Here is a 22,541-nt window from a genome sequence, read left to right on the forward strand (position 1 = left end):
AAATTCCTTCTTAGATATAGACTTTTTAATTATAGGCCATAAGTGTTATGAAGTCTATCTTCACCTTATATCCTGTCCCGGTTCACTGATGTTCCAACTTAATCACTTTTTCACTATAACTTCACATATACTGTGTTTTACATGCCAAAATGAGTAAATACAGGATTTTATCCTTTGCACCGTGATTTTAAAAGAAACTTAATTGATTTTTATATTTATAAAAAGTATCATGAAACGGTGTCTTTATCGGAAAAAGCCCGTATATCAGGGCATGACGCCGACTCTCAGCACCTGTATTTCATATATTAAGTGCTGTATCAAAATATCCTGCATGGATTTAAGGAGAAATTTATGGATTTCAAAACATTTTTTGAGCAGAATAAGAAAGCCTGCGTAGGCGGTCTCGCCGGTGTAGTGGTTGTTCTTATGGGCCTTGCTGCCGTAACAGGAAAAAGCAACGGAACCGACCCTGCCATAGAAACCACCGCTGCAGCAACAACAGCTGAAACCAAAGAAACCGCAGCAGCCAAAGCAAAAGAAGAGGCAAAAACATTCTACGGAAAGCTGAAAAACGGTCAGCCTGTATCTGTACTTGTTCTCGGAGACGGCTTTGCAAAGGGAAGCAATCTTGAGAACGTTTCAACATCCTGGGCTGAACTCATCAGCGAAAAGATTCAGAAAGAGTTCTCATCCGATGTTCAGATCGATAACTACGCTCTTCCTTCCGACAATACAGTTTACTCAGGTTTTGTTATGGCAAACGAAATTCCTGAAGGTTCTGAATACGACGCAGTTATCCTAAGCTTCGGCGAGTATGACGATCCGGAAACCTTCGGAACCTTCTACGAGAGCATCATCAGAAACCTCATCAAAAAGTGTCCTGAGATTTCGATCATCTCTCTCATCGAGCCATCCTCTTTAACAAATCCGGAGGGTCATGCCGCTGCCAATGCTTCTGCAATACAGACTATCACCGATCACTACCATGGTCTCACCATCGATGTAGCAAAGCTTATGGAAGCTTCGGGGGCTGATGCAAAGGATACTGCAGCTTCTGACAATATCGGCCAGAACGATGAAGGAAATGCAAAGACAGCAGATATGATCCTTGCTTCTGTAAAGGACTTTGCCGCAGGTGCGGATGATAACATTGACAACTCCGTAGATGCTTTGGACGAAAAAATCGAAGGCCTCGAAAGCTACGCTTATATTTCAGCTTCGGATTTTGTAAAGGTTAATGACACAACCTATGAACTTCCTGCCGATATGATTCTGGATGTTTACGGCGAAACCGTAACAGGTCTCATGGGTGTTGACTATGACTATCAGTCCGGTGCAAATGATGTATACGTAAGTGTTGACGGAAAACCTTTCGGACGTTCAACAACAGATTTCAGCGGAAAAGATCCGGAGCAGCACATCGTACTTATCAACGATGAATTTGCTCCTGCTGAATATGTAGCCGTATCCTTCGGAACAGCTGAAGAAGCGGCTTCATTTGCCGGCATCATAGTTTCCGGCAACATCACTCTTCCGGATTCTTACGACAAGTTTGAATCAAAGACTATTGAAACACTGGACGCTGCAGCTCTCAGTGAACTTATGGACAATGGCGATACTGCAGACGGCGGTCCGGGTTCTGAGAATGAATCTGAGGAAGCGGAGGAAACAGAAGCAGCAAACGGTCTTTCCAACGGAGCTACAAAGACTGAAGACGGTGTTCTCTACGAGTACTATAACGGCGAGTGGTACGAAGTCATCAATGATGACACAGGAAATCCAGACGTAGGTGTTAAGCAGCAGATAGTTGAGACACGTTCAGCCGGACAGATCATCACAAACAAAGAGACAGTACACTCTTCCGGAATTGACTCTTCAAATACAGTATCGGAAACACAGGCTGCTGTTCAGGAAACAGTTGCCGAAACAAGCGCAGCTATTCCTGATACAAGTGCTCAGACTGCAGCTGAAACCGCTGTTCCCGAAACAGCCGCTGCAGAGATTCCTATGGAAACACAGTCTGTTGAATCAGCCGCTATGGATATGCCGATGGATCCCGCAGCTGCCATGGCTATCACACAGTAATATTGTATTAATCTTAAATGGTCCTTCCGATTTGGGGGGACCATTTTTACTTCTTTATTCTTTACTCCTTCTTCCCTTAAGTCTCCCGCTTGGTACGTTGTGGGCCACAATACATCAGAAAAAAAATGACAGCACTAAAAGAGGCAGACCCTGAAGTCTGCCCCTTATAAGTCCGGAATCTCTCAATAAATTGAGAAATCCTTTTTTACTATCTTTTGTGTGTCACCCTGTCCTGCGCCGGTCAGATTGATTCTGTTCCTCCAGCTGCTTCTCCATCTCATGTATCAGCCTTTGTATATTTCTATGAGCCGATTGTATGGGCAGTACCTGATCTGACAACGGAAGGCTTCCCATAAAATCCGAAAAGATATTGATGATGTTCTGCTCTCTCACCGCCATGGCCTGTAACTTTTCACTATTTGAGATAGTAAGAACATGTCCCTCAACAATCGTAAAAAACCATTTCTTAATTATGGGCACCTTAGTTTCATCCAAAATGTAGTACCCCGCACCGAGAGATTTATCAATCTTTTTTAGTATATCGATTCGCTGTTCCAAAGAAAAATGGCACTCGGTCGGAAAAGGAAAATCGAAAGCGGTACCTTCCTGCGCAAACCTTCGTAATCCATCCATGGACAAATATTCTGTCATCAGCTGTTTCTGTTCCATGAAATTCTGAAGCTTAAAAATACGTGATGCATAGGGCTGCAATTCCCGAATACTGTTCATCATATTCTCATCTATCAGCATCAGAAGATTTGCCATGCCTCCATAATTCCAGCAGTTTACTCCGAGATAGCCAAAATCCTCCATGGTATCCACTATGATATCCATATCTTCAGTCTGTACTTTTGTTTCATGAGCCTCGGCAAAAACTCTGTCTATCTGTTTTTTGAACTGCTTCACCAACACCGGATTCTGAATGCGTACCGCCCCGGAACACTGCTTACCGAGTAAAATCACTTCCGAATCGTCCGCAACATAATATGGATACAACACTCCGAAATTATCTTCGATCATATTGTCATCATAATAATAATAAAGGTGAGTTCCTCCGATTCCGCATACATTAAATATAAGCATGTTGGTATATTTTGCCACAATATTGTAAGCGGAAACTCCTGATTTTTTCTTTGGAAACTGGAGCAGCATTCTGATATCAGCATTCCGTATTTCACTTTGGAGGGCCATAGAATTTATGCGGGCATAAAATGTCTCCTCCATACGCGGTATAAAAACGTCAAATTTCGGCTCACCTGATGCAAAATGGCGTTCAAAAAAGTTCTCCAGCAAGTTGATGACATCATGTTTTTGGTCAAAAACCAGTTTGTTATTCTGAAATTCACTGACAGTTGGTCTGATACCGACAGTCGGTCTCACTGAATCCTCATAATCGGCCACTGTTTCCAGGCACATAATGACCGCTTTTCGATTGAGTGCTGTATCCACCCCCATAGTCTCAAATGCATATAACTCATCCAGTTTCTTGATCTCCGACTTCGAGAGGGGCAATACTCTTTTTATATCATTGTATTGGACATTTGTCGGGATTCTGGAACCGTTCAAAAACTTATAGAAAGAAGAACGATTTATTCCTGTGTTCCTGATGATACTGTTTTTTCCTAAACCACTCTCTTCAACAAGACTGGCAAGAAGTGATGAAAAAGGGCTGTTCATATCGCTTAGTCCTCGCAGTACTAAAAGGTATATAAATAAACTGTGCTTATCAAAATTTTATTGTGATTTAATGTGCCTTACAAGAACTTTTTTATATAATTCTATTTTTCGTGATATTTAATATTAATAACATTCTTTAATTTCAATATTTCTGACTATCTGTAGTGAGAAAACTCGTGTTGACCGTCAAATGCATATCCATGTACACATGATATGTGCTTGACGGTCTTATCGCGAAAGAAAAAGTGCAATTGCCGGAGTTACTATGACAACTGCACTTTATAGTACTAAAAATCCCGAAAAAGACCTGAAGGATTAGATTGAATATGAAAGCATCTGCTGGCAAAGATCCTCAGCCTGCATGAAAACTCTGTACTCCGGGCTAGGCATAGCATGTGCGCCTCCTCTGTAGTTGAACTTGATGTAGTCGGAGTACAGTGCTGCAAATGTCTCATCCTCGTTGTAGCAGCGATTGTCATAAGACTTTCTTTCATTGTAAAGCTTTCTGATATCAGCCTTCATCTGATCTGTAAACATCGGCTGTGTTGTGTGATAGATAAAATGACCGAGCTCATGAACCGGAGCCTTCTGTACTTCATCCCAGGAATTGTTGTTGGAAGTTGCTTTAAGTGTGATCTGCTTTGAATCAAAAGTATAGATTCCGTTTACATCCTGCTGGCCAACAAGCACTGTATCTGTATAATGGATAGTTCCGCCGCGCTGCATAAAAAGGACGATAACACTGTTTGGCACTCTTTCGAAATAAGTATTGACAGCAATCTTATAAGATTCAGGCTGCTGATCGTAAACATCGTGACCAGATGCGATTAACTGAGTAACGTTAGCAGCAAAAGCTGTAACTGTCATCATAACAACCAGATTGACTACTATAACGATTGTTCTAACAAGGTTCTTCATATTCTCTATCCTTTCAAGTGCAACTGGCTGACCTTTCGGTCCCTATAGCTTTGCGCCACCGGATTTCTCCGGGTTTGCTATTTAAATGAATGAATCGAATCGGGTTATATACCTACCCGCCTTCGCCAAAAATCTTAATTTCCCCTTCCCTGGATTTCTTTTGGCGAAATAAAAAACCGGCATCGGATCTCTGTCCGTTGCCAGTTAACCTAGAACCTTCTTTGTATTAGTCTTGATTCGAGGACTAACCTTCGGAGCTCTGCTCCATGAAGATTGCAACTGGCTGACCTTTCGGCCCCTATAGCTTTGCGTCACCGGATTTCTCCGGCTTTGCCAAATGTGATCTAGGTTGGATCACATTCTAAAGAGAAATGAACTACTTAGTTCTTTATCCTCTTTCTCTTTACATTTTCTATTCTATCATTTATTTTTTAAATTGCAATAGATAAATTAAAATTCGCAAATTAAAATTGAAATTTAATTTGCGAATCGACTGATATTTTTAAGTATTCAATTTTTCTCTAAGCCTTGTGGGCCCTCAACATGCGCGTTCTGTGTTTTTCATTCCTTCCAAAAGACGCTTTAACTCTCCGTCTATTTTCCACTTGCTGACATTGTAGCGTTTTCTCCAGTCTCTGTAAGCCCCTGTAGTGATTCGGTGATCCTCCGGGCGCGGCGCATCTGCGGGAATAATCCAGAGATGACCGTTTTTATATGCGCCTTCGATCTTTCCTTCCCGGCATAATGCCCTCAGGTACTTCGGTGTAACTCCCCATTGCTCCGCTAAATCCTTTAGCATTGTGTAAACCATATCCCTATGCTCCTTCATTAAATCCTTTAAAACTACAAACTGCAATGTTACATCGCGCCTTTTCGCGCCAGAACCACATAAACTGTTTTCAACAGTATCTTTACATCCAGTGCGATACTCCATTTTTCGATATACATTTTGTCCAACGCTACCACCTGGCAGAAATCTTTGATCCCACTTCGGCCGCTGACCTGCCATAATCCTGTGATACCTGGTTTTGTAGACATTCGCACCCTGTATTCAGGCTTATACTTCTGCCACTCATCCAGGGTTGGGGGTCTGGTACCAACCAGTGACATATCGCCCTTCAGAACATTTAAGAACTGCGGGAATTCATCGATGGACCAGTCTCTGATCAGATTGCCTATTCCCTTGTGCACGCGACCATTCTCGTCCCTGTGACAGCCGATGATACGTGGATCATATTCGATCTTGAACATGAACCCGTCATTAAATTCATTTTGAGAAAGAAGCTGCTTCTTACGTTCCTCGGCATCCATGTACATGGATCGGAACTTATAGATTTCAAAAACCCGGCCGTTATAGCCGATTCGCTTTTGTTTGAAAAAGATCGGCCCCGGTGATGCCATATAAATCAACGGCCCAAAAATAAGCGTTAATACAGCGGTAATGAGGCATCCCACGAGGCCCCCTGCGATATCGATGCAGCGTTTTAAGAATGCTGCAACCAGACTTGCTTCACTGAGGCTTGTAGTCAGGACCACATATTCTCCCATGCGCTCAACATCTTTTATACTCTTGTCTTTTTTCGAGATGCGGGACAATTTTGTATGTACTGTAATGCCCATTTCTATGACCTGGTCAACCATATCCTGAAGAGCATCCACCTGATACGGAAGATCAAAATACACTTCATCTACCCAATGGGATTTAAGATACGAAATAATGTTGCTTCTATCTGCCACCACATCGATGCCATGAATCCTCTCTCCCACGTGGTCTCCGTCAATCAGCGCGATGCCGGAGAAGTGATAGCGGTCATAATTTTTCTCCACCAGACCCTCCATCACTTCCTGAAGATGTGACATTACAGTCACTATCAGAAGAGATTTTCCCCGGTTTCCTTTCATGGCTTTCTGTAAATGCCGTTTCCAAAAAGCTCTGCCGCAGAAACCCATGATAACATAGATGATACTCATATAGAAGATGTTCAGTCTGGAAACCTTTCCTCCGTCATGAACCACAAACAGATATAGCGATATCCCCAATAACACAAGAAGAACCTGCATAATTGTATATTGAATTTCACTGATGCTGTCTCTCTTCAGCACATTGTGAAATGTGCCAAACACCGCAGAAACAACAATTTCGATAAAAAATAAAGCCACCATGACATGGGTATAGACGACGTTTGTAAAATCCAGCAGTGCTCCATTACGGAGAAAATATCCGATCACAAAGGATATCTCGAGACACAAAAAATCTATCAATATGAAATCAATATGCTTGATCCAGCCTCTGCTTTTTCGATGATACATAACGCCCTCCCCTTAAATTCTCATACCTATCGCGCTTGTTTAATACTATGTCATCCGGCACCTGTATTAAATAAGTGGCACAAGGAGTGGCACTTAATAGTTTATTTATATTAATACAAATCTCCGCTTTTTAGCAACGATTATTAAGCCATTTTTTCAGCTCGTAATTGAAAGCGGTTACACTAGTCGGGTTATATTACACAAAACCGTCGGGAATATCGCAATTTTTATGCACCAAAAACGACCAATCCAAAATAGAATTTTCAGATTAGCCGTTTTTTACTGTAAGCCGCCCCATAACCGATGAGGGCTCCGAGCACATTACTGAACACATCATCCATTTCACAAAGCCCGATACCGGTAACATACTGTACCGTTTCGATCAGAACGCTTAACGCTAATGCCCATACCCATCCGAACCGATGCTTCGGATCGTACAGTGCCGCACCAAGGGGGACAAACAACCAGATATTATTCAATATGTTCTGCCGTGTTGCCGGTGATATCAGAAATTCTTTATATGATTTAAAAAGTTCAAATACTGCTCTATGATCTCCTGCCTCCCTAAAGGCTATAGTCATTATGCCTATGAAGATAATATAAAAAATAAGGAATACTATCTTAACTTTTCCCCGTACCATGATTGCTGCAATTGTCACCAGGACTCCAAATATCAGAACCAGATAAGGCCTTGTATTAAGAATGTTATCAATTCGGAGCATCTGTTCTCCAGTTTCATCCAGGTAGACCTCCTGACCATTGACCTTTTCAATCCCATACTGGCCCCGGCCAACAGTCACGGGACTTCCTTCTTTATCAAAATACAAAGTCCTCGTTCCTTCTTTTTTTTCGACAGCATATCCCCGGGTAGTGTTATCCGGTTTTCCCTCAGCATCAAGATATGTGGTGACGTTTACCCCATCCACAGTTTCCGTCATCTTCCCATACTGCCCTAATGTAGATGCGACAGGCTGCAAATCTTCATCAAAGTACATATCAATGGTTCCAGTGTCTGTATACGATCGACGTATCAAGGCATAACCGGATGTGTTACTTACCAGATTACCCTCCTGATCCATGTACTTCAGCTCACAGACATGATTTGATTCGTCATAGACACGTTGATACTGCCAGTAGCCCTGCTTCCTTTCAACCTGTTTATCACCGATCCAATAGGTGTCAGTGTCTGCTTTTCCGGCATCTGTGTATGTTCTCCGGATAGTATCGTAACCATCTCTTAAAACAGCCCTACTATCCAGGGCATCAAGGTATATAATCTCTGTATTGAATTTACCTTCATAAACCCGGGATATCTGCGCATAGCCGGCCGGAAGAACAGTTAGATTTCCCTTTTCATCAAAGTACTGCTCCAGAACCACATGCCCGTCTTTTTTCGTTTTTATAGCCGTCGCATAACCTTTGTCTCCAGCAAAAGTAATATGCCCTTCAGAATCAAGGTAATCGATCCGCTCATAATCCTCTGTACTCGTCTCTTCTTTTGATAATTCCGCGGAATTCACAGATGATTGTTTTATGTTCAATATGAATGTAATAATGATGATAAATAAAACCGGAAGCACAAGGAGTATCCGGATCAAGATTTTTTTCATAGTTTTTAATGTCTTTGCAAAGTAGCACAGTGCCATTTTTTCCAGGTTATGGTTCAAAATCAGACTATATGCATTTCCTGTATGTTCTGTTATTATACTTTCATAACACAGCCGCTTAAGATTCTAAAAGTTCTTTAAAATCCATCTTTATTTCTTTTATTTATGATATATTCATATTATATATACATATCTTGGCTGTTTCTATCCCAACATTTAAGAGGTAATAAATGTCAGAATTAACTATTGAAGAGAAGAAAGCCAAGGTAAAAGACCTTCGCCCTATTGATGATGTCTTCTTCGAAGTACTTGCCAGAAATCCCGGTGTCATGGAAGAGATCCTGTGCACTATTCTTGAAGATGATAAGCTCATCGTAAAGGATGTGATCGTTCAAAGTGATGAACGTAACCTATATGGCAGATCTGTAAGACTTGATGCACTCTGCCTGCTTGGAAACGGAATAAGCTGTAATGTCGAAGTACAGCGATCTGATAATGATGATCATTTCAGACGTGTGCGTTTCAATGAATCCAGCATTACAGTCAGAGATTCCCAGTCAGGTACCGATTTTAAAGAAATCCCGGATGTACATGTTGTGTATATCTCGGAATTTGATATCATCGGAGCAGGTCATACCATATACCATGTAAACAAAGTGATTGCCGAAACAGGACAAATCGTTGATGATGGAACCGGATATGTCTATGTCAACACAGCCATAGACGATGGGACCGACATCTCAAGTCTCATGTCCTGCTTTACAAAGAAAGACTTTAACAATCCGAAATTCCCAAAACTCAGTAAAGAAGTCAGTTATCTGAAAACAACAGAAGGAGGCCTTAATTCTATGTGTACAGTTATGAAGTATTATGAAGATATAGCCGAGCAAAAGGGGCGCTCTGAAGGTCGATCCGAGGGCCTCGCTGAAGGAAAACGCTTATCCTACTTCGAAATGGTTCAAGATGGCGACCTGAATGTAAAAAAAGCGGCCCAGAAAACAAATCTCACTGAAGAAGAATTCCTGAAGGAAATGGAACTAGCCGGCTTTAAGCTACCAAAGGAGCAAACTGTTTAGGTTGCCACATGAATCTTTGACCTCAAAGATATATCCGTAGAGCTATAAGCCATTCTATCCAGGGCATCAAGATATATTATCTCTGTATTAAATTTTCCTTCATGCACCCGGGATATCTGCGCATATCCCGCCGGAAGAACAGTAAGATTTCCCTTTTCATCAAAAAACTGCTTCCAGAACCACATGCCCATCTTTTTTCGTTTTTTTAGCCGTCTCATAACCCTTGTTCCCGGCAACCATAATATGTCCTTCAGAATCAAGTTAATCAATCCGATCATAATCCTCTGTACTCATCTCTTTTTTTTTGATAATTCCGAAGAATTCACAGATGAATTTTTTATATTCATCATGAATGTGATAATTACGATCAGTAAAATCGGAATCACAAGGAGCATCCGGAACAGTAATTTTTTCATGGTTTATTCCAAATTATAATCTTTAAAGGTTAAGCAGTTAGTCTCCATCTATTTTTACATATTCCCCTTCTTTGATTCAAATTATCTGAAAAACATCCTCTGATCTTCTTCTAACCGAACACGGGATAATATTTTCATCCAGATAATATCCGGCACCAACCACAATTCCGATTCTCTCGCTGTCTCTAAGACCCAACTTCTCTCTTACTTCAACATCCTGCTTATATTTGTTTGACCACTGAAGGCAACATGAACCTATTCCTTTTGCGTGTAACCCATTGATAAAATTCATCGTGCATAACCCTGCATTGAACAGACCTTGTTGCCGCTCTCCTGAATATGCGAAAGAAGCCAAATCATATGTGATGAGAAAGTATTGAACTGTTTTCTTATTGAATCCCGGAACGCCAATTACGACATGATTCAGCAAATCCGTGATTTCCTGATTCTGAATATAATAGACTCTGCACATCTGCCGGTTACATGCAGTCGGAGTCTCAACAAAACACTTCAAAGCAAACTGAACATCTGCCAAATCTATTTTACGTTCCTGATAGTCACGCACAGAATGACGGGACAGGAACATTTCTTCATACACTTTAGCATCTACAAAAGTATCTCCTGGTCTGTACAACTTTGCTCCCGCTTGAAATCCTGCATTCCGATTCTTATCTTTCAGAAAAACAATCACATCATTGTAAGCAAGTTCTGATTGCCAATTGTGCTTTTCAAAAAAATCAGTCCATGCAAACAGAGCAGAAACCCCCAACTGATATTCAAATTCTTCCCGTCTCGTTTCAGAATATGCATTCAGATAGCCTATCAGTTCTTTTACCTTATCCAGACCATATGGACGAGGATTCGGCATACACATACCTTTCTCAAGACTATGTACAAGTAGTAATATGCTGTATCGGAAATCACCTTTTTTTACAGCTTCCTCAACATAGTTTTTGGAAAAATCCTTCGCATCCTGTCTGAATTGATAATCGATGTTTATTTTTTTCCCAATCTCTCTAATCAGTTTATTTGATTTCAGCTTCTGTTTTATACTCACAATGGTCCCCCATCCTATAAGTTCTTTTTACTATTTCTAGTAGATTTCCTGATAATCTCATTCACAAGATCAATGGATCGTTTTCTGTTTGCAAAAAGTATTTCATTTACCGGGCTAAAATCAATCGGTACATCTGCAATATCAAATTGGTCGTAGGATCTTAGTCTCCTCTCCTCCAAGCCATACAAGCGCAACACGTCTCCTATCCTGCAACTGTATTCATTTGGAAAAACCGAAACAAACTGTGTGTTCAAATTAATGCAAAATGCTGTTGCATGGAAAGAATCAGTCAGCACGATCTCAGCTTTGTTCATGATAGACAGCCATTCCTGTACTTGGGGAATAAATATAGGTTTGCCAGGCAAACGTGCCTGATCATACCTTGTACAGATCCTATAAAGAGGAATTCCTTTTCTTCGGGCAAATTCTTCTGCATATTTATCAAATGTATCATTGTGATTCAGCTGGTATAAAAGTACATACTTTTCCGGAAGATCCTTATATTCTATCGAATGTTCAAGCCATTGTTCTCTGGAAAGCAATTGTGTGGGATCAAGACAGAAATCAACATTTTCAAAACCCTGATTCTTCAAAAACTCCACACTTGATATTTCCCGAAGACTGATATAGTCATATCTACGTAGATAAGGAAATATATTCTCACATTCTTCTTTGCTGAGCTCCGGCTTTCCAATACTTGCAGCCATGGCAATTTTAGGAATCTCGTCCGGAACAAACGTCAAATAAAATGGTTTTTCAATACCGTTATTCCACCCACTGTTCCAAACCTGATCGCTCCCAGTGCAAAAAACATCTGCCTTAACTGAATTTGCCTCTAAGTCAGATTCGTCACTATAAACACAAGGAGATGTTTGAATGTATTCCCCAAGATAACCACCGAATACTGCCTTCCATCTCTTTAGGGTTGGGAATAAAACCGCTTTCTTTATAATCTTCTTTATACCATGGTCTTTTCGGGTCCATGTGTTCGCAAGGTTTGAATCCAAATTCTTTTTACGGATATAATTGATAACTTCGACATCATATCCTAAATCTTTTAAAACCTTCTGTGTCGCATATGTCTGCAAAGCTGAACCGTAATTCTTAACGGCATGCATTGTTATTACAGCAATCTTCATGTCCATTAACTCCAGTTATAAGGATCGTCCTTTTGTAATCATGTATAGTATCCAATATTGTTTCATCTCAAAGAGTATCGTAAAGATTCCCCATTTTTTGTCCTCACCCAAATACTTCAAAAGACTGTCACTTTGCATGAAATAATCAGAGTGGATTTGGTTTAACAGTCTCTTCATTTCCCCTCTGTCGGCATGAACTGAGGCAAGATATGAAAGTGTTGGATATACCTGCTCCTTGACGATACAAAGCTTGAATAGCGGATTATTCAGAGAAATATCAAGAATTTCGCAACATTCATGCAAGTTATCAATCAGCATTTGAAATTTGGCTAATCTGTGTTCATCTAGTTTGGTTGAAGTGCTGTATCCCTTTCTAATGTAATGTTCATAATACACTTCATTATTAAACGCCAATGTTTCAGCTAAAGCAAAACATCTTCCGCAGAAATCTATATCCTCTCCACCCTTCTTATAACGGATATCAAACAGAAGCTTATGGGCCATCAAAAACTTTCTTTGATACAGACCATCCCATACACAGGTCATCGCATTTCGGAGGCGTAATTTTAAATAACGTTCTTTAATTTCAGGTCTCGACAAAGCCTCCTTGGGAAAACGACGCACATCTGTACGTTTTGTAACATCTCCTTCAATGTATAAGGCTTTCCTTCCAAATTTAATAATATCTGCTTTATGCTCTGATGCTATCTTATAGTTATCTTTCAGAAAACCCGGAAGCACTATATCATCATGATCGGAAAAAGCTATATATTCTCCTCTTGCTCTTTCCATGCCATAGTTTCGTGCCTCACAGATTCCGCCATTGTTTTTATGGAAAACCCTTACTCGAGAATCCTTTCTGGCAATCTCATCGCATATTTCCGGGCTACCGTCAGTAGAACCATCGTCGATCAGCAACAACTCAAATGAATCAAAATCCTGACTTAGAATGCTATCAACGCAGCTTTGCAGATAAGCCTCGCTGTTATAAACCGGCATGATAATGCTGACTGCAATACTCTTATCTCCCATTTATCTTCCCAACCTCTTTCTGACCATGCCAAACACCATATTCCAAACAGCTGTTAAGCTTTCCTTCATAAAGATCATGGACAGTACCAACACGCCTGCCATATACACTACAAAACCAACAATCGCTTCCAGATAGAATCCACTCAGAATAAATAGCGGAATCGCAATAATAACAAACAGAATTTCTTTCCAATCCGGCATAATTTCAGGAACTGAAATACAACAAATCACATACCAGATGACCACAGACAAAAGAGTTGCAAATGCAATGCCCTCATTGGATCTGGCGAAATAGTAAAATATTGCATTCAGGATTACGCCAATAATAATGACGCCAATCAGCTGCTTTAAATATGTTGACTGATGTTTTCTTGCTTTGTAGATGTTCACATAAATGCCCTTGATTATCATATAGAACACCTCCGTTGAGAAGAGTATAAACAGAACATACTTTGATGCAAGGTACTTCTGCAAATAGACCTCAAGGATGAATTTTGCCGGGAAAGCACTGGAAATCAGAAACAGTGAGAATACCAGACACATTCTTTTTATCCTCTTAATAGCCTTCATATCTGTTGTGACACAGATATAATTGTACATGGTAGTCACTACAGGCGTTATGAAGATGGCAACCAGATTCTCCACACTTATAACAAAGGAATAATATGCAAAATGCTGAACAGTCAGCAGAGCTTTGACAAACCATCGGTCCACACTGGTCATCAAAATGGAGGAGAAGTTTCCAAGCATCAGTACAATACCGGATTTTATATTCTCAATAAGGCTTGGTATGTTCAGACTCCAACCGATTCTCTGTTTGTACGACACTGTCATTTTTCGCTCGACCAGAATCCAGATAAAAAAGGTTACAACCACATTCCATCCGATATACAGTAGGCTGTTGTCTGTTCTTTTAATGAACAGTAGAATCATCGTTCCGACAAAAACAAGAATAGATGTATAATTCAATATTCGGCTATATGACTTAAACTCTCCGGTTGCCTGATAAATATTCTTATATGATGAGACCAAATTAACGGGAATAATGCTTATGGCAGTGACCAACAGAATACTATTTCCTGTAACCCAGCCAAAAACTACTCCAATAACCGTAATAATAGTTTGAAGAACTATAAGATTAGAGCGACATTCATTAAATCCATTTGATCCGACATCACTTATCTTCTTTCCTCCATATTGAAGATATAAACCATCAGGATATCCCAAAGCCAATACTCCTATGTAGTTGGCATACAGATGGTACGTCTTAATATCAGCAAATGATTCAACAGACAGATACTTTGGAAGTACAAATCCATTAATCAGGCTTATGCAAAGATTTATTGCATTGGCAATAAAAACCAATGCAATTCCTCTCTTTAAATTATCATTTAATGATATGTTCTTTGGCATTTATATCTACTCCAACAGAGTTATTCGTTCCATTACCTCTTCATAATTCTCATTGTTAAGTTCGGTATACAACAGGTCAAAATATTTTTCTAACTCTTCCCAATTCAGTTTTGAAAAATCAAAGGAACACAGTCTGCTACGTATTTCCTCAGTAAACCGATATTTGAGTATCCTGTCCCTTGCAAAAATCGCATATGGTGGTACTTCTCCGGCAACAACGCTACCGGCGCCAATGACAGCACCTTGTCCTATGGTGGTTCCAGACAAAACGATAACTCTGCTTCCAATCCAAACATCATCTCCAATCGTGATAGGTCCTTTTGAAATAGCTTCAGCGATTTTATTCTTCGTAATCCTATTCTTGAACGGGAAGGACGATAGGTTTTTGTAGTTATGCTCTCCTCCCAAGAAGAAATGAACATCGTCTGCTATGCTGCAGTACCTACCGATATACAAGCCTTCATTTTCCTGCTTATAGTAATGCACATTCAGAGTTCCATATGTGTGATCACCCACAGATACAACTTTGACCGGAAAGACATTTCCGGCTTTTGTGCCGTTTCCTAGATTCATTTTTCTCCAGGTTTCCTGAAATTTCAGAAGCCTGATGTGATCATGCCATTCCTTCAGCAGTTTTTTTAGAACCATGTACATTCTCCCATCTTATTGTTCATACCATCTCTAAGACCTTTTCGACGAGCTTTGAGCTTTGCCATTTTATTCGACTCATATAACAAAATCAAAAGCCTTGACTCAATCTCCTTCATCCTGACTTTGGTCATTGAATATACCTGTGGATACTTTTTCGCCATGTAGACGTGATTTCGTGCGATGTAATAATTTCTTAAAACAGACTGATTATAAATAATCTTCTGTTTCCCTAAGAAATTAACATTTCGTCCATGCCCCACCTCATGTAGAAGTCCAACATAAGGAATTCTGTAAATCTTGTATCCGTGCGCCCTAAGGTTTAGACAGATATCAAAATCTACAGAATCAATAAACATCTTTTCATCGAAGCCACCGACTAAGTTAAGCACCTTAGTCTTACAAAAAGATGCAGAAGTTATACATTGATCAATCTGGACAGCTTTTTTTTCGGCTTCATATTTAGGCTTTGCATCAAAATTTCTGTCGATTATCTTACAAGTAAGTATTGCAGCATGCTGCAAATCTATATTCTTTCTATAGGCTGCTACCAAACCATCCTCGCAAACCGAATCCTGATCTAAAGTGATAAACCACTCATATCCGTTTTCTGTTGCATAAGCCAGAATTTGGTTTAATGCTGCTGCAATTCCTTTATTTTTAGCATTTTCCAAATATACAACCGTATCAGGCAATGCAGCTTTTACTTCCGGCAGATTTGCCGAGCCATTATCTACACAGACAATTCCGTCAACCTGCGGAAATATTGCACCGATATTCAATTTCAATCGTTCAATATCTGGATTGAACAATACAATTCCAGCTAATACTTTCATTCTAACGTCCTTTTACACTGACAATTTTAGTTTGAGGATAAACAAAAACTGCATATAATATAGAAATATAAACCAAGCAATAAATTGTAGATATACTGATAACATTCATAAAGAATCTTTCTTCTATTGACATGAATACCAGGGGATAAAATATCATACCTGTTAGTATGGTACGCACACCTGAGAAGTGCTCGGTTCTGTTAAGGGCTATAATTCTTGAATAAAACCATGAAACAGCAAACATAATAAAGAACAGACCAACCCACCCAAAATCCTGAAAATATCTACGTAGTGCCGTATAGATGTTAGTTACTACATAACCACATGGAATATATTCCAAGGCTACAACACTACGCGGAATGTCAATGCCTATAGTTCGCAGAGTTGTATATAGGCCTGAAAAAGTGTGGATTCCAAAAAAGCTACTTGAGTCAAATATAGCAGGATCTCCCAAGTATGCGTTAAGAGCATAAATTGATGAGCAGAAATAATTTGCCATATTGTCACTCAGCGCATCATAGTGCAGTGATTTTCCCGTTAACATCCCTGCATAATAAAAGATTACAATTATTGCTACTACCAAGATAATTACTCTTGAGAACAATTTAATATTTCCACGTCTAACAAAGCTTCTTTCCCGGTCATACACTAAAAACCAAATAACAAAAGCAGCAATCAGAAAGTGTAAAAGAACTGCACGGCCTGATGTAAATAATGCCGTGATGAGATATAGAACCATGGGTGAGAAATAAAGCAGTTTATACTTTATCTTTTCCTTTTTTTTCAAATTCATCACCACAATATATGCAAATAACAGAGCAATACTGTTGGATATAGTCAAAAGCTGTTGTGCTAAAGAACTAACTGCATATCCACTTGTTTTTATCTTGTTGACCTGCATCAGTAATAGGGTTTCATATCCAGCATAGAAAGAGGCGATTCTAATTGTTTCCTTGTAATAAACTATCAGTGTAACCACGCAAATCAGATTCAGTCCAATAAGACTGCCTAAACTTAACGTGATTACGTTCTCTCTAAAATCTTCCTTTCCTAAAAACATTTTTCTCTTATAGCTTATACCGGCATCGAATAGTCCTTTACATCTTCGTGCCGATTTCTTAGCAAACAATTCTCCAATGATTGACGCTAAAATGCCAACAAGAATGACCGCTGTGGTTTTATCATTCCATACCATGCCCCATCTTTTTGCGTAAAATAGAAGCATGAATGTGCTTAAGAAAAACATCATCGTTATAATAAGCGATGGTGACAAGACGTATTTGTTAAAAATAATATATTCAAGAAATAATAGTATTAATAATGAAACTAGGAGAATCCACACTTTTCCTTGACCTCATTTGTTCATAATCTAAAAATATTACCCTTCAGTGCATACATACAACTATCACCGCATCTGCTTTTGCCATTTCCTAATAATTCCCATTAAATTCAATGCAAAATATATGTGGTGCTGCACCATAAACAATACAGTCAGTCTCTGCTTTGACAGACCTTTTGTATTCTCTGTCTTTAATGCCCTGGCAATAATTGGTCTTTCACAATATTCTGCGAACTTACGTTTTTTTTCGATATACGGCTCGGGATTTGATGGGCTAAAATAACCGCTGATAGCCGTTGTAATCACGACATACAATAATCTATTATCAAACCAGGGAAAAAGTTTCTCCTTGTTTTCGCTCGTCTCAATAAAACTCTTTATCTTCTCAAAGCAGCTTATAACATACTGATGATTTCGCTCATCATGCGATGCAGAAATAGACTTTTCATTATATAGGTAATGATAGAATGGTCTATTGATGAAACTAGCTGATTTCAAGGTTTCAAACATCCGAAGATTAAATTCAAGTCCTTCTGCTCCCTGCCTAAGTTGTTCATCATGTAAAATCCCTTTGTCCACAAGATAGTCTCTTCTGATCAGCTTGGAATAAGCAACCGCGATATTTCCGTTATAAACGAGGAGTTGTTGCTGAAGCCACTTGCACTCATTTCCCCTGTATGTTTTTTCTTCAATGTAATATCTATATTCTTCCGTTGAATGACCATAATCCTTTGTGATTCCACACATGACCAGTTGAACGCCATCATTCTCACCAGCCCTGAACATAGCTTCACACATAACAGGTTCAATCCAGTCATCACCATCCACAAACATGATCCATCTACCAGCGGCAGATAAGAACCCGGTATTCCTGGCCGCTGAAAGACCTCCATTCTTTTTATGAATCACCTTTATCCGTGTGTCATTTTCTGCGTAAGCGTCACATATAGTTCCGCACTGATCGGGAGAACCATCATCAACCAAAACAATCTCTATTTCCTTCAAGGTCTGTTTTTGACAGCTTTCTATACACGCTCTCAAGTATTTTTCCGGAACTTTATATACCGGTACTATGATGCTTACCTTTGGTGTTTCATTCATCAATTTGTCTCCTACTATTTCAGCAATGCATTGACACCCCATTTCACTGGCTCATCTTTTGCTTCACTTCAAATTAGCTGTTTGTGTCAACCAACACTTATCATCAACGACCATTTCAGTCCAAGTGCCGTATTTAGGATATTGCTTAGTACTTACCAGTTAGTCTCACAAAAACTTTCTTGGCGACACTGTAAATACCAATATTGAGGGCTGTCATTCTGATCATCCGTTTCAACTTGACTTTTGCTGTTTCCGGAAAGTATTTTTCAAGCAGATCATATCCATTCAGAGTATTCGCATCAATAAAGAACGTTTCTCTTTGTTCATTTGGTGCGACAGACTCGTTCAGTTCTTTCGCTCCGTCAACTATTATCTGAACCGGCACTTTGAACTCCACCAGTTCCTCCGATACAGCATCTAATATCTGTTGGCCTTTCAAACTGTGCACCAGCATCCTCGTAGCTCCTCTGTCATTATCAAGTTCTTTAGAAAATCTGCCAACGTGAAAGCAATCCCATATGGTAAAATCGCTAACCCTATGGAGTTTTCGGAACTTACAATCATGGCACGATGGACGGTCACATATGTTTGAAAAGAAAGCCCGAAGCCACGGATCAGATTCAACCCCCCGATGGTAATCCCCATTATTCCTGTCACTTATGACATTCATTGTTGAATACTTGTATCCATAATGTTTGTCACGGAAACGTACACTTGTGATATGTTCAGAATTCTTTTTCTCTTGATGTTCCAAATATTTTCTGAATATTAACGGTGAAGGGACCGCTCTGCAAACGACATCTACCAGGATTAGATTTGTCTGGTCAACCTTCTTTGCATCAAGATACTGTTTTATTCCTTCTACCTGACAAGGTGTTCCGCTAAAGCATACATACTTGCCTTGTTCTAAAAAGGATTTGACCTGTTTCGGTGTACCCTCCCCAACAAAACTTTGAATATATTTGCTATTTCTGAATTTCTTCAGATCAGCTTTATTATCAACCCAGATATGATGGGCCGCAGAAGGTTTTGCATACAAATCTGTCTGTAACTCAACACCGAAAATCACACCACCATGGTCTATAACATATTCTGCGATCGCCGTAAACGCACCTCCGGCAGTAGATTCTCTAAGAACTTCCGGATTCCTATGCTGAACAATGTATCCCTGCTGCTGAAAGCTGTTCCTGTCATCTCTTACATTAATCACTGGGCATACTTTCTCACACAGATGACAATTCACGCAGGCGCTATCATCAATATGAGGATAGACGAATCCTTCATCATCCGTAAGCATTTTTATACATTCTTTGGGACATGCCCCGGCGCACATACAGCAGCCACAGCAATCCTTCTTGTTTTTTATTTCAATCACAGATCAGTGTTCCTTTCATCTGCCAACGCTGCTTTCAGATACTCATATGATTTAGTACGGATATGTTCCAGATTCTCTCGAACAGCTTCATAATCAATTTTTCGATTGATACACTCCCTGGCATCCTCTTCGCCAGTCAATATTCTGTCTTTGACGCCGGCCAGCTTAAATAAAGTATCCAAACGGCTGTTCGTGGAGGATGCAGTCTTTCGTGCGTAACGTCTAAAAGAAAAAAAAGTTTTCTCATACTGCATGGAGAAAACTGAGCAATGGAAAGAATCCGTACAAACATAACTAGCGTTTCTAATTAAGTTAATGAAATCTGCCGGATCTATATCGTAAGGCGTATAATCCGCATAACCTTCATCACTCTTTACAAACTCATCCAGATGCACTAAAGCGACAATCATACATCCTGTCTCTTCCTTTAGCCTTTTCACAAATTCCCGATGTGACGGATTATTTCCAAGGAAGTAAACAAAGATATAAGGCTCCTTTATAATCGGTTCCTCTTTCTTAATTGTCAACCATTCTTCACCTGTAAATAGTAGTGTCGGGTCACATACAACCGGTACATCACGTCCTGCTATCTGCTTTACAAGTTTTTGACCGCTCTCTTCGCGGATTCCGATGTGTTTGATCTTCTTTAAGAATACTGCCGCTTTTGCAGAGGAATCCTTGGGAAGCACCGACTGTCCAAAGCTGGTGGCATAAGCAACTGTGTTTACAGACTCTGGAACCCAGTTTAATGTATAGTAATCTGCAGCTATATTAGCGGGAAGCCAAAGCTGGTCAGATCCGACAAGTACTGTGGACAAATTGTCATAGGAATACATCCCCAGCTCCGACTTTGACGCAAAAGTTCCGGACAGGCGGAAATGTTTCTTACTGAACTCTGTAAACTTCTTTTTTCTGATAGCACAGTTCTTTCCGTACTCATTACGAGAGTATCTTTTCTTTATGACATTTTTTGCCATTCCCATCTTCGATAGCAATATATCTGATGTTAATGCGGCTTTTGTGAAATAAAGAAGTTTTGCTTTTTTTATCTCGCTGTTGAACTCAGTAATATTAATCGTCTCATTTTCATAACCTAGTTTGTCCAATGCCATCTGTGTTGCAAGCGCCTGAAGCATGCTTCCATAATTCGGTTGGAAATAACAAGATACTATTCCTACTTTTTTCATCATCACCTCCGTGCGGTATACCTCTTCAGTTTTGTCAGAAAAGCAACAAGGTATCGCACCGCTAGGACCTCCGCAACATGCATTATCCTTTTCATGCCGCCACAGCTTCTCTTCTTTGACAGTGGAGCAATCAAATCATTCGTACTATGCCGGAACTGTAGCTAAAACCAACTCATGCTGCGTCTTACCCTGATAGATTTTGTCGTATTCATCCGCCATCACAGCAATGTTGTACCGTTTTTGTATATCCTCATATGCCAACTTAATCAGCTTTTCCGTATCAGTTGTCCTAATTGCTTTTATAAAATCATTTACTGTCTTACAAACAAAACCGTTTACGCCATTCTTAATCACATCATGATTACCTATGGTATCATTCACAACGCAAAGCTTTTTCATATACATAGCTTCAAGCAGGCTGATCGGAAGCCCTTCCCATAAGCTCGTAAGCAAAAAAACATCAGCATTATAGCATCTTTTAAGAGCATTTTCCCGATCAACCCATCCTGTGATTTCTATGTTCGGCGCTTTCAGTTCATCCCTCAACTCACCATCACCGATCCACACAAAACGTACATCCGGCATAGTTTCCGCAATTGAATTAAATAGTTGAGGATTTTTCTGATGACATATCCTTCCCAAAGTAAATACAGTAAAAGGATGTTCCTCTTTATCAACCGCTTTGATCATACCTTCTAACTCAGCAGTGTTGATTCCATTATCTATATAAGTGGCTTTCTTTGTAAGATTCAAGGTCTCTATATATTCACCAAATGAACAGCCAATTGTCGTACAGTTCCTTTTGGCAAATATAGTCTCTATTGCCTTAAACATCATCCTCTTTAAAGGTGTATAGTTTTTCATTAGGAAGCTGTATCCATGTGGTGTATAGTACAGTGGTATATTTTTTCCATTAAAAGCAATCCGACCGATTACACCGGCTTTAGAACTATGAAGATGGATTATATCAGGTTGAATTTCATCAGCTATCTTCTTAACTTCCAGTACAGCCTTTAAATCCTTGACCGGATTTATAGAGCGTGTAAAGTTCTTAACTTCCACCAAGTGAATCCGATCATCAAAATAAGCTTTATAATCCTCAGGCGTTTGTGATCTTACCGCATAAGCAATGAACATATCATAATCTTTGACCAGTTTATTTGCTAAATCCACAATATAAGTAAAAACGCCTCCACCCATAGCTTCAACCACGAAAAGTATTTTCTTTTTTTTCATGACCTTCTCCCCTTCGAATTAATCCAACAAACTATCAGAACAGCTACTTTCTTATCAAGTCCACTACTCCGGTCATCTTATCAGCAGTT

19 protein-coding genes and 2 riboswitches are annotated in these 22,541 nt (G+C 39.7%); of the genes, 2 read left to right on the forward strand and 17 right to left on the reverse strand.

Going from position 1 to position 22,541, the window contains the following annotated elements; genetic code table 11:
• The first annotated feature begins 351 nt into the window (after positions 1–351).
• The gene (locus T515_RS07120) at positions 352–2,085 is read left to right on the forward strand and encodes an SGNH/GDSL hydrolase family protein (RefSeq protein WP_036609233.1); all 1,734 of its coding nucleotides are present in this window, start codon (positions 352–354) and stop codon (positions 2,083–2,085) included.
• Positions 2,086–2,307: 222 nt separating this feature from the next.
• Here T515_RS07120 and T515_RS07125 read toward each other — a convergent pair whose 3' ends face one another.
• From T515_RS07125 to T515_RS07145, 5 genes are all read right to left on the reverse strand, one after another.
• Positions 2,308–3,762: a hypothetical protein gene (locus T515_RS07125; protein WP_036609235.1), complete on the reverse strand. Its 1,455-nt coding sequence runs from the start codon at positions 3,760–3,762 to the stop codon at positions 2,308–2,310.
• 315 nt (positions 3,763–4,077) lie between these two features.
• Entirely contained in the window at positions 4,078–4,680 is a 603-nt protein-coding gene (locus T515_RS07130; RefSeq protein ID WP_036609237.1) for a hypothetical protein, read from the reverse strand.
• Between the two features lie 15 nt (positions 4,681–4,695).
• A riboswitch (cyclic di-GMP riboswitch) is annotated at positions 4,696–4,769 on the reverse strand.
• Positions 4,770–4,951: 182 nt separating this feature from the next.
• Positions 4,952–5,025, reverse strand: a riboswitch (cyclic di-GMP riboswitch).
• A 193-nt stretch (positions 5,026–5,218) separates the two neighbouring features.
• A complete protein-coding gene (locus T515_RS16530; protein WP_051671529.1) occupies positions 5,219–5,491 on the reverse strand; it encodes a hypothetical protein in 273 nt (90 codons plus the stop codon).
• Positions 5,492–5,538: 47 nt separating this feature from the next.
• Positions 5,539–6,990, reverse strand: coding sequence for a sugar transferase (locus tag T515_RS07140; RefSeq protein WP_036609238.1), 1,452 nt, complete (start codon positions 6,988–6,990; stop codon positions 5,539–5,541).
• 263 nt (positions 6,991–7,253) lie between these two features.
• On the reverse strand, positions 7,254–8,600 hold the full coding sequence (locus T515_RS07145; RefSeq protein WP_197026405.1) for a VanZ family protein: 1,347 nt from the start codon (positions 8,598–8,600) through the stop codon (positions 7,254–7,256).
• A 227-nt stretch (positions 8,601–8,827) separates the two neighbouring features.
• Here T515_RS07145 and T515_RS07150 point away from each other — a divergent pair, with 227 nt between their 5' ends.
• Positions 8,828–9,673 carry a PD-(D/E)XK nuclease family transposase gene (locus T515_RS07150; RefSeq protein ID WP_051671530.1) on the forward strand — a complete coding sequence of 282 codons (846 nt, stop codon included), beginning with the start codon at positions 8,828–8,830 and terminating at the stop codon, positions 9,671–9,673.
• On the opposite strand, the gene T515_RS07155 is transcribed toward T515_RS07150, so the two are convergent.
• The 12 genes from T515_RS07155 to T515_RS07215 form a co-directional block, all read right to left on the reverse strand.
• On the reverse strand, positions 9,670–9,891 hold the full coding sequence (locus T515_RS07155) for a hypothetical protein (RefSeq protein ID WP_155988308.1): 222 nt from the start codon (positions 9,889–9,891) through the stop codon (positions 9,670–9,672). The two genes, T515_RS07150 and T515_RS07155, sit on opposite strands and share 4 nt — an antisense overlap.
• A 274-nt stretch (positions 9,892–10,165) precedes the next feature.
• Positions 10,166–10,963: a nitroreductase family protein gene (locus T515_RS07165; protein ID WP_197026406.1), complete on the reverse strand. Its 798-nt coding sequence runs from the start codon at positions 10,961–10,963 to the stop codon at positions 10,166–10,168.
• A 197-nt stretch (positions 10,964–11,160) separates the two neighbouring features.
• Positions 11,161–12,285: a polysaccharide pyruvyl transferase family protein gene (locus T515_RS07170; RefSeq protein ID WP_051671531.1), complete on the reverse strand. Its 1,125-nt coding sequence runs from the start codon at positions 12,283–12,285 to the stop codon at positions 11,161–11,163.
• 15 nt (positions 12,286–12,300) lie between these two features.
• Positions 12,301–13,317, reverse strand: coding sequence for a glycosyltransferase family 2 protein (locus tag T515_RS16535; protein WP_051671532.1), 1,017 nt, complete (start codon positions 13,315–13,317; stop codon positions 12,301–12,303).
• The gene (locus T515_RS07180) at positions 13,318–14,730 is read right to left on the reverse strand and encodes a hypothetical protein (RefSeq protein WP_036609247.1); all 1,413 of its coding nucleotides are present in this window, start codon (positions 14,728–14,730) and stop codon (positions 13,318–13,320) included.
• Between the two features lie 6 nt (positions 14,731–14,736).
• On the reverse strand, positions 14,737–15,378 hold the full coding sequence (locus T515_RS07185; RefSeq protein WP_051671533.1) for a CatB-related O-acetyltransferase: 642 nt from the start codon (positions 15,376–15,378) through the stop codon (positions 14,737–14,739).
• Positions 15,369–16,214: a glycosyltransferase family 2 protein gene (locus T515_RS07190; protein WP_036609250.1), complete on the reverse strand. Its 846-nt coding sequence runs from the start codon at positions 16,212–16,214 to the stop codon at positions 15,369–15,371. The genes T515_RS07185 and T515_RS07190 overlap by 10 nt, the downstream gene beginning before the upstream one ends.
• Before the next feature lies 1 nt (position 16,215).
• The gene (locus T515_RS07195) at positions 16,216–17,556 is read right to left on the reverse strand and encodes an O-antigen polymerase (RefSeq protein ID WP_036609252.1); all 1,341 of its coding nucleotides are present in this window, start codon (positions 17,554–17,556) and stop codon (positions 16,216–16,218) included.
• Positions 17,557–17,619: 63 nt separating this feature from the next.
• Entirely contained in the window at positions 17,620–18,654 is a 1,035-nt protein-coding gene (locus tag T515_RS07200) for a glycosyltransferase family 2 protein (protein ID WP_036609254.1), read from the reverse strand.
• Positions 18,655–18,799: 145 nt separating this feature from the next.
• A complete protein-coding gene (locus T515_RS07205; protein WP_036609255.1) occupies positions 18,800–20,029 on the reverse strand; it encodes a Coenzyme F420 hydrogenase/dehydrogenase, beta subunit C-terminal domain in 1,230 nt (409 codons plus the stop codon).
• Positions 20,026–21,216, reverse strand: coding sequence for a polysaccharide pyruvyl transferase family protein (locus T515_RS07210; RefSeq protein ID WP_036609257.1), 1,191 nt, complete (start codon positions 21,214–21,216; stop codon positions 20,026–20,028). Before T515_RS07210 ends, T515_RS07205 begins: the two co-directional genes overlap by 4 nt.
• 144 nt (positions 21,217–21,360) lie before the next feature.
• Entirely contained in the window at positions 21,361–22,452 is a 1,092-nt protein-coding gene (locus tag T515_RS07215; protein WP_036609259.1) for a glycosyltransferase, read from the reverse strand.
• Between the last annotated feature and the right edge of the window lie 89 nt (positions 22,453–22,541).

Origin of the sequence: Oribacterium sp. P6A1 (genome assembly GCF_000702885.1) — a bacterium.
Lineage (GTDB): Bacteria > Bacillota > Clostridia > Lachnospirales > Lachnospiraceae > Oribacterium.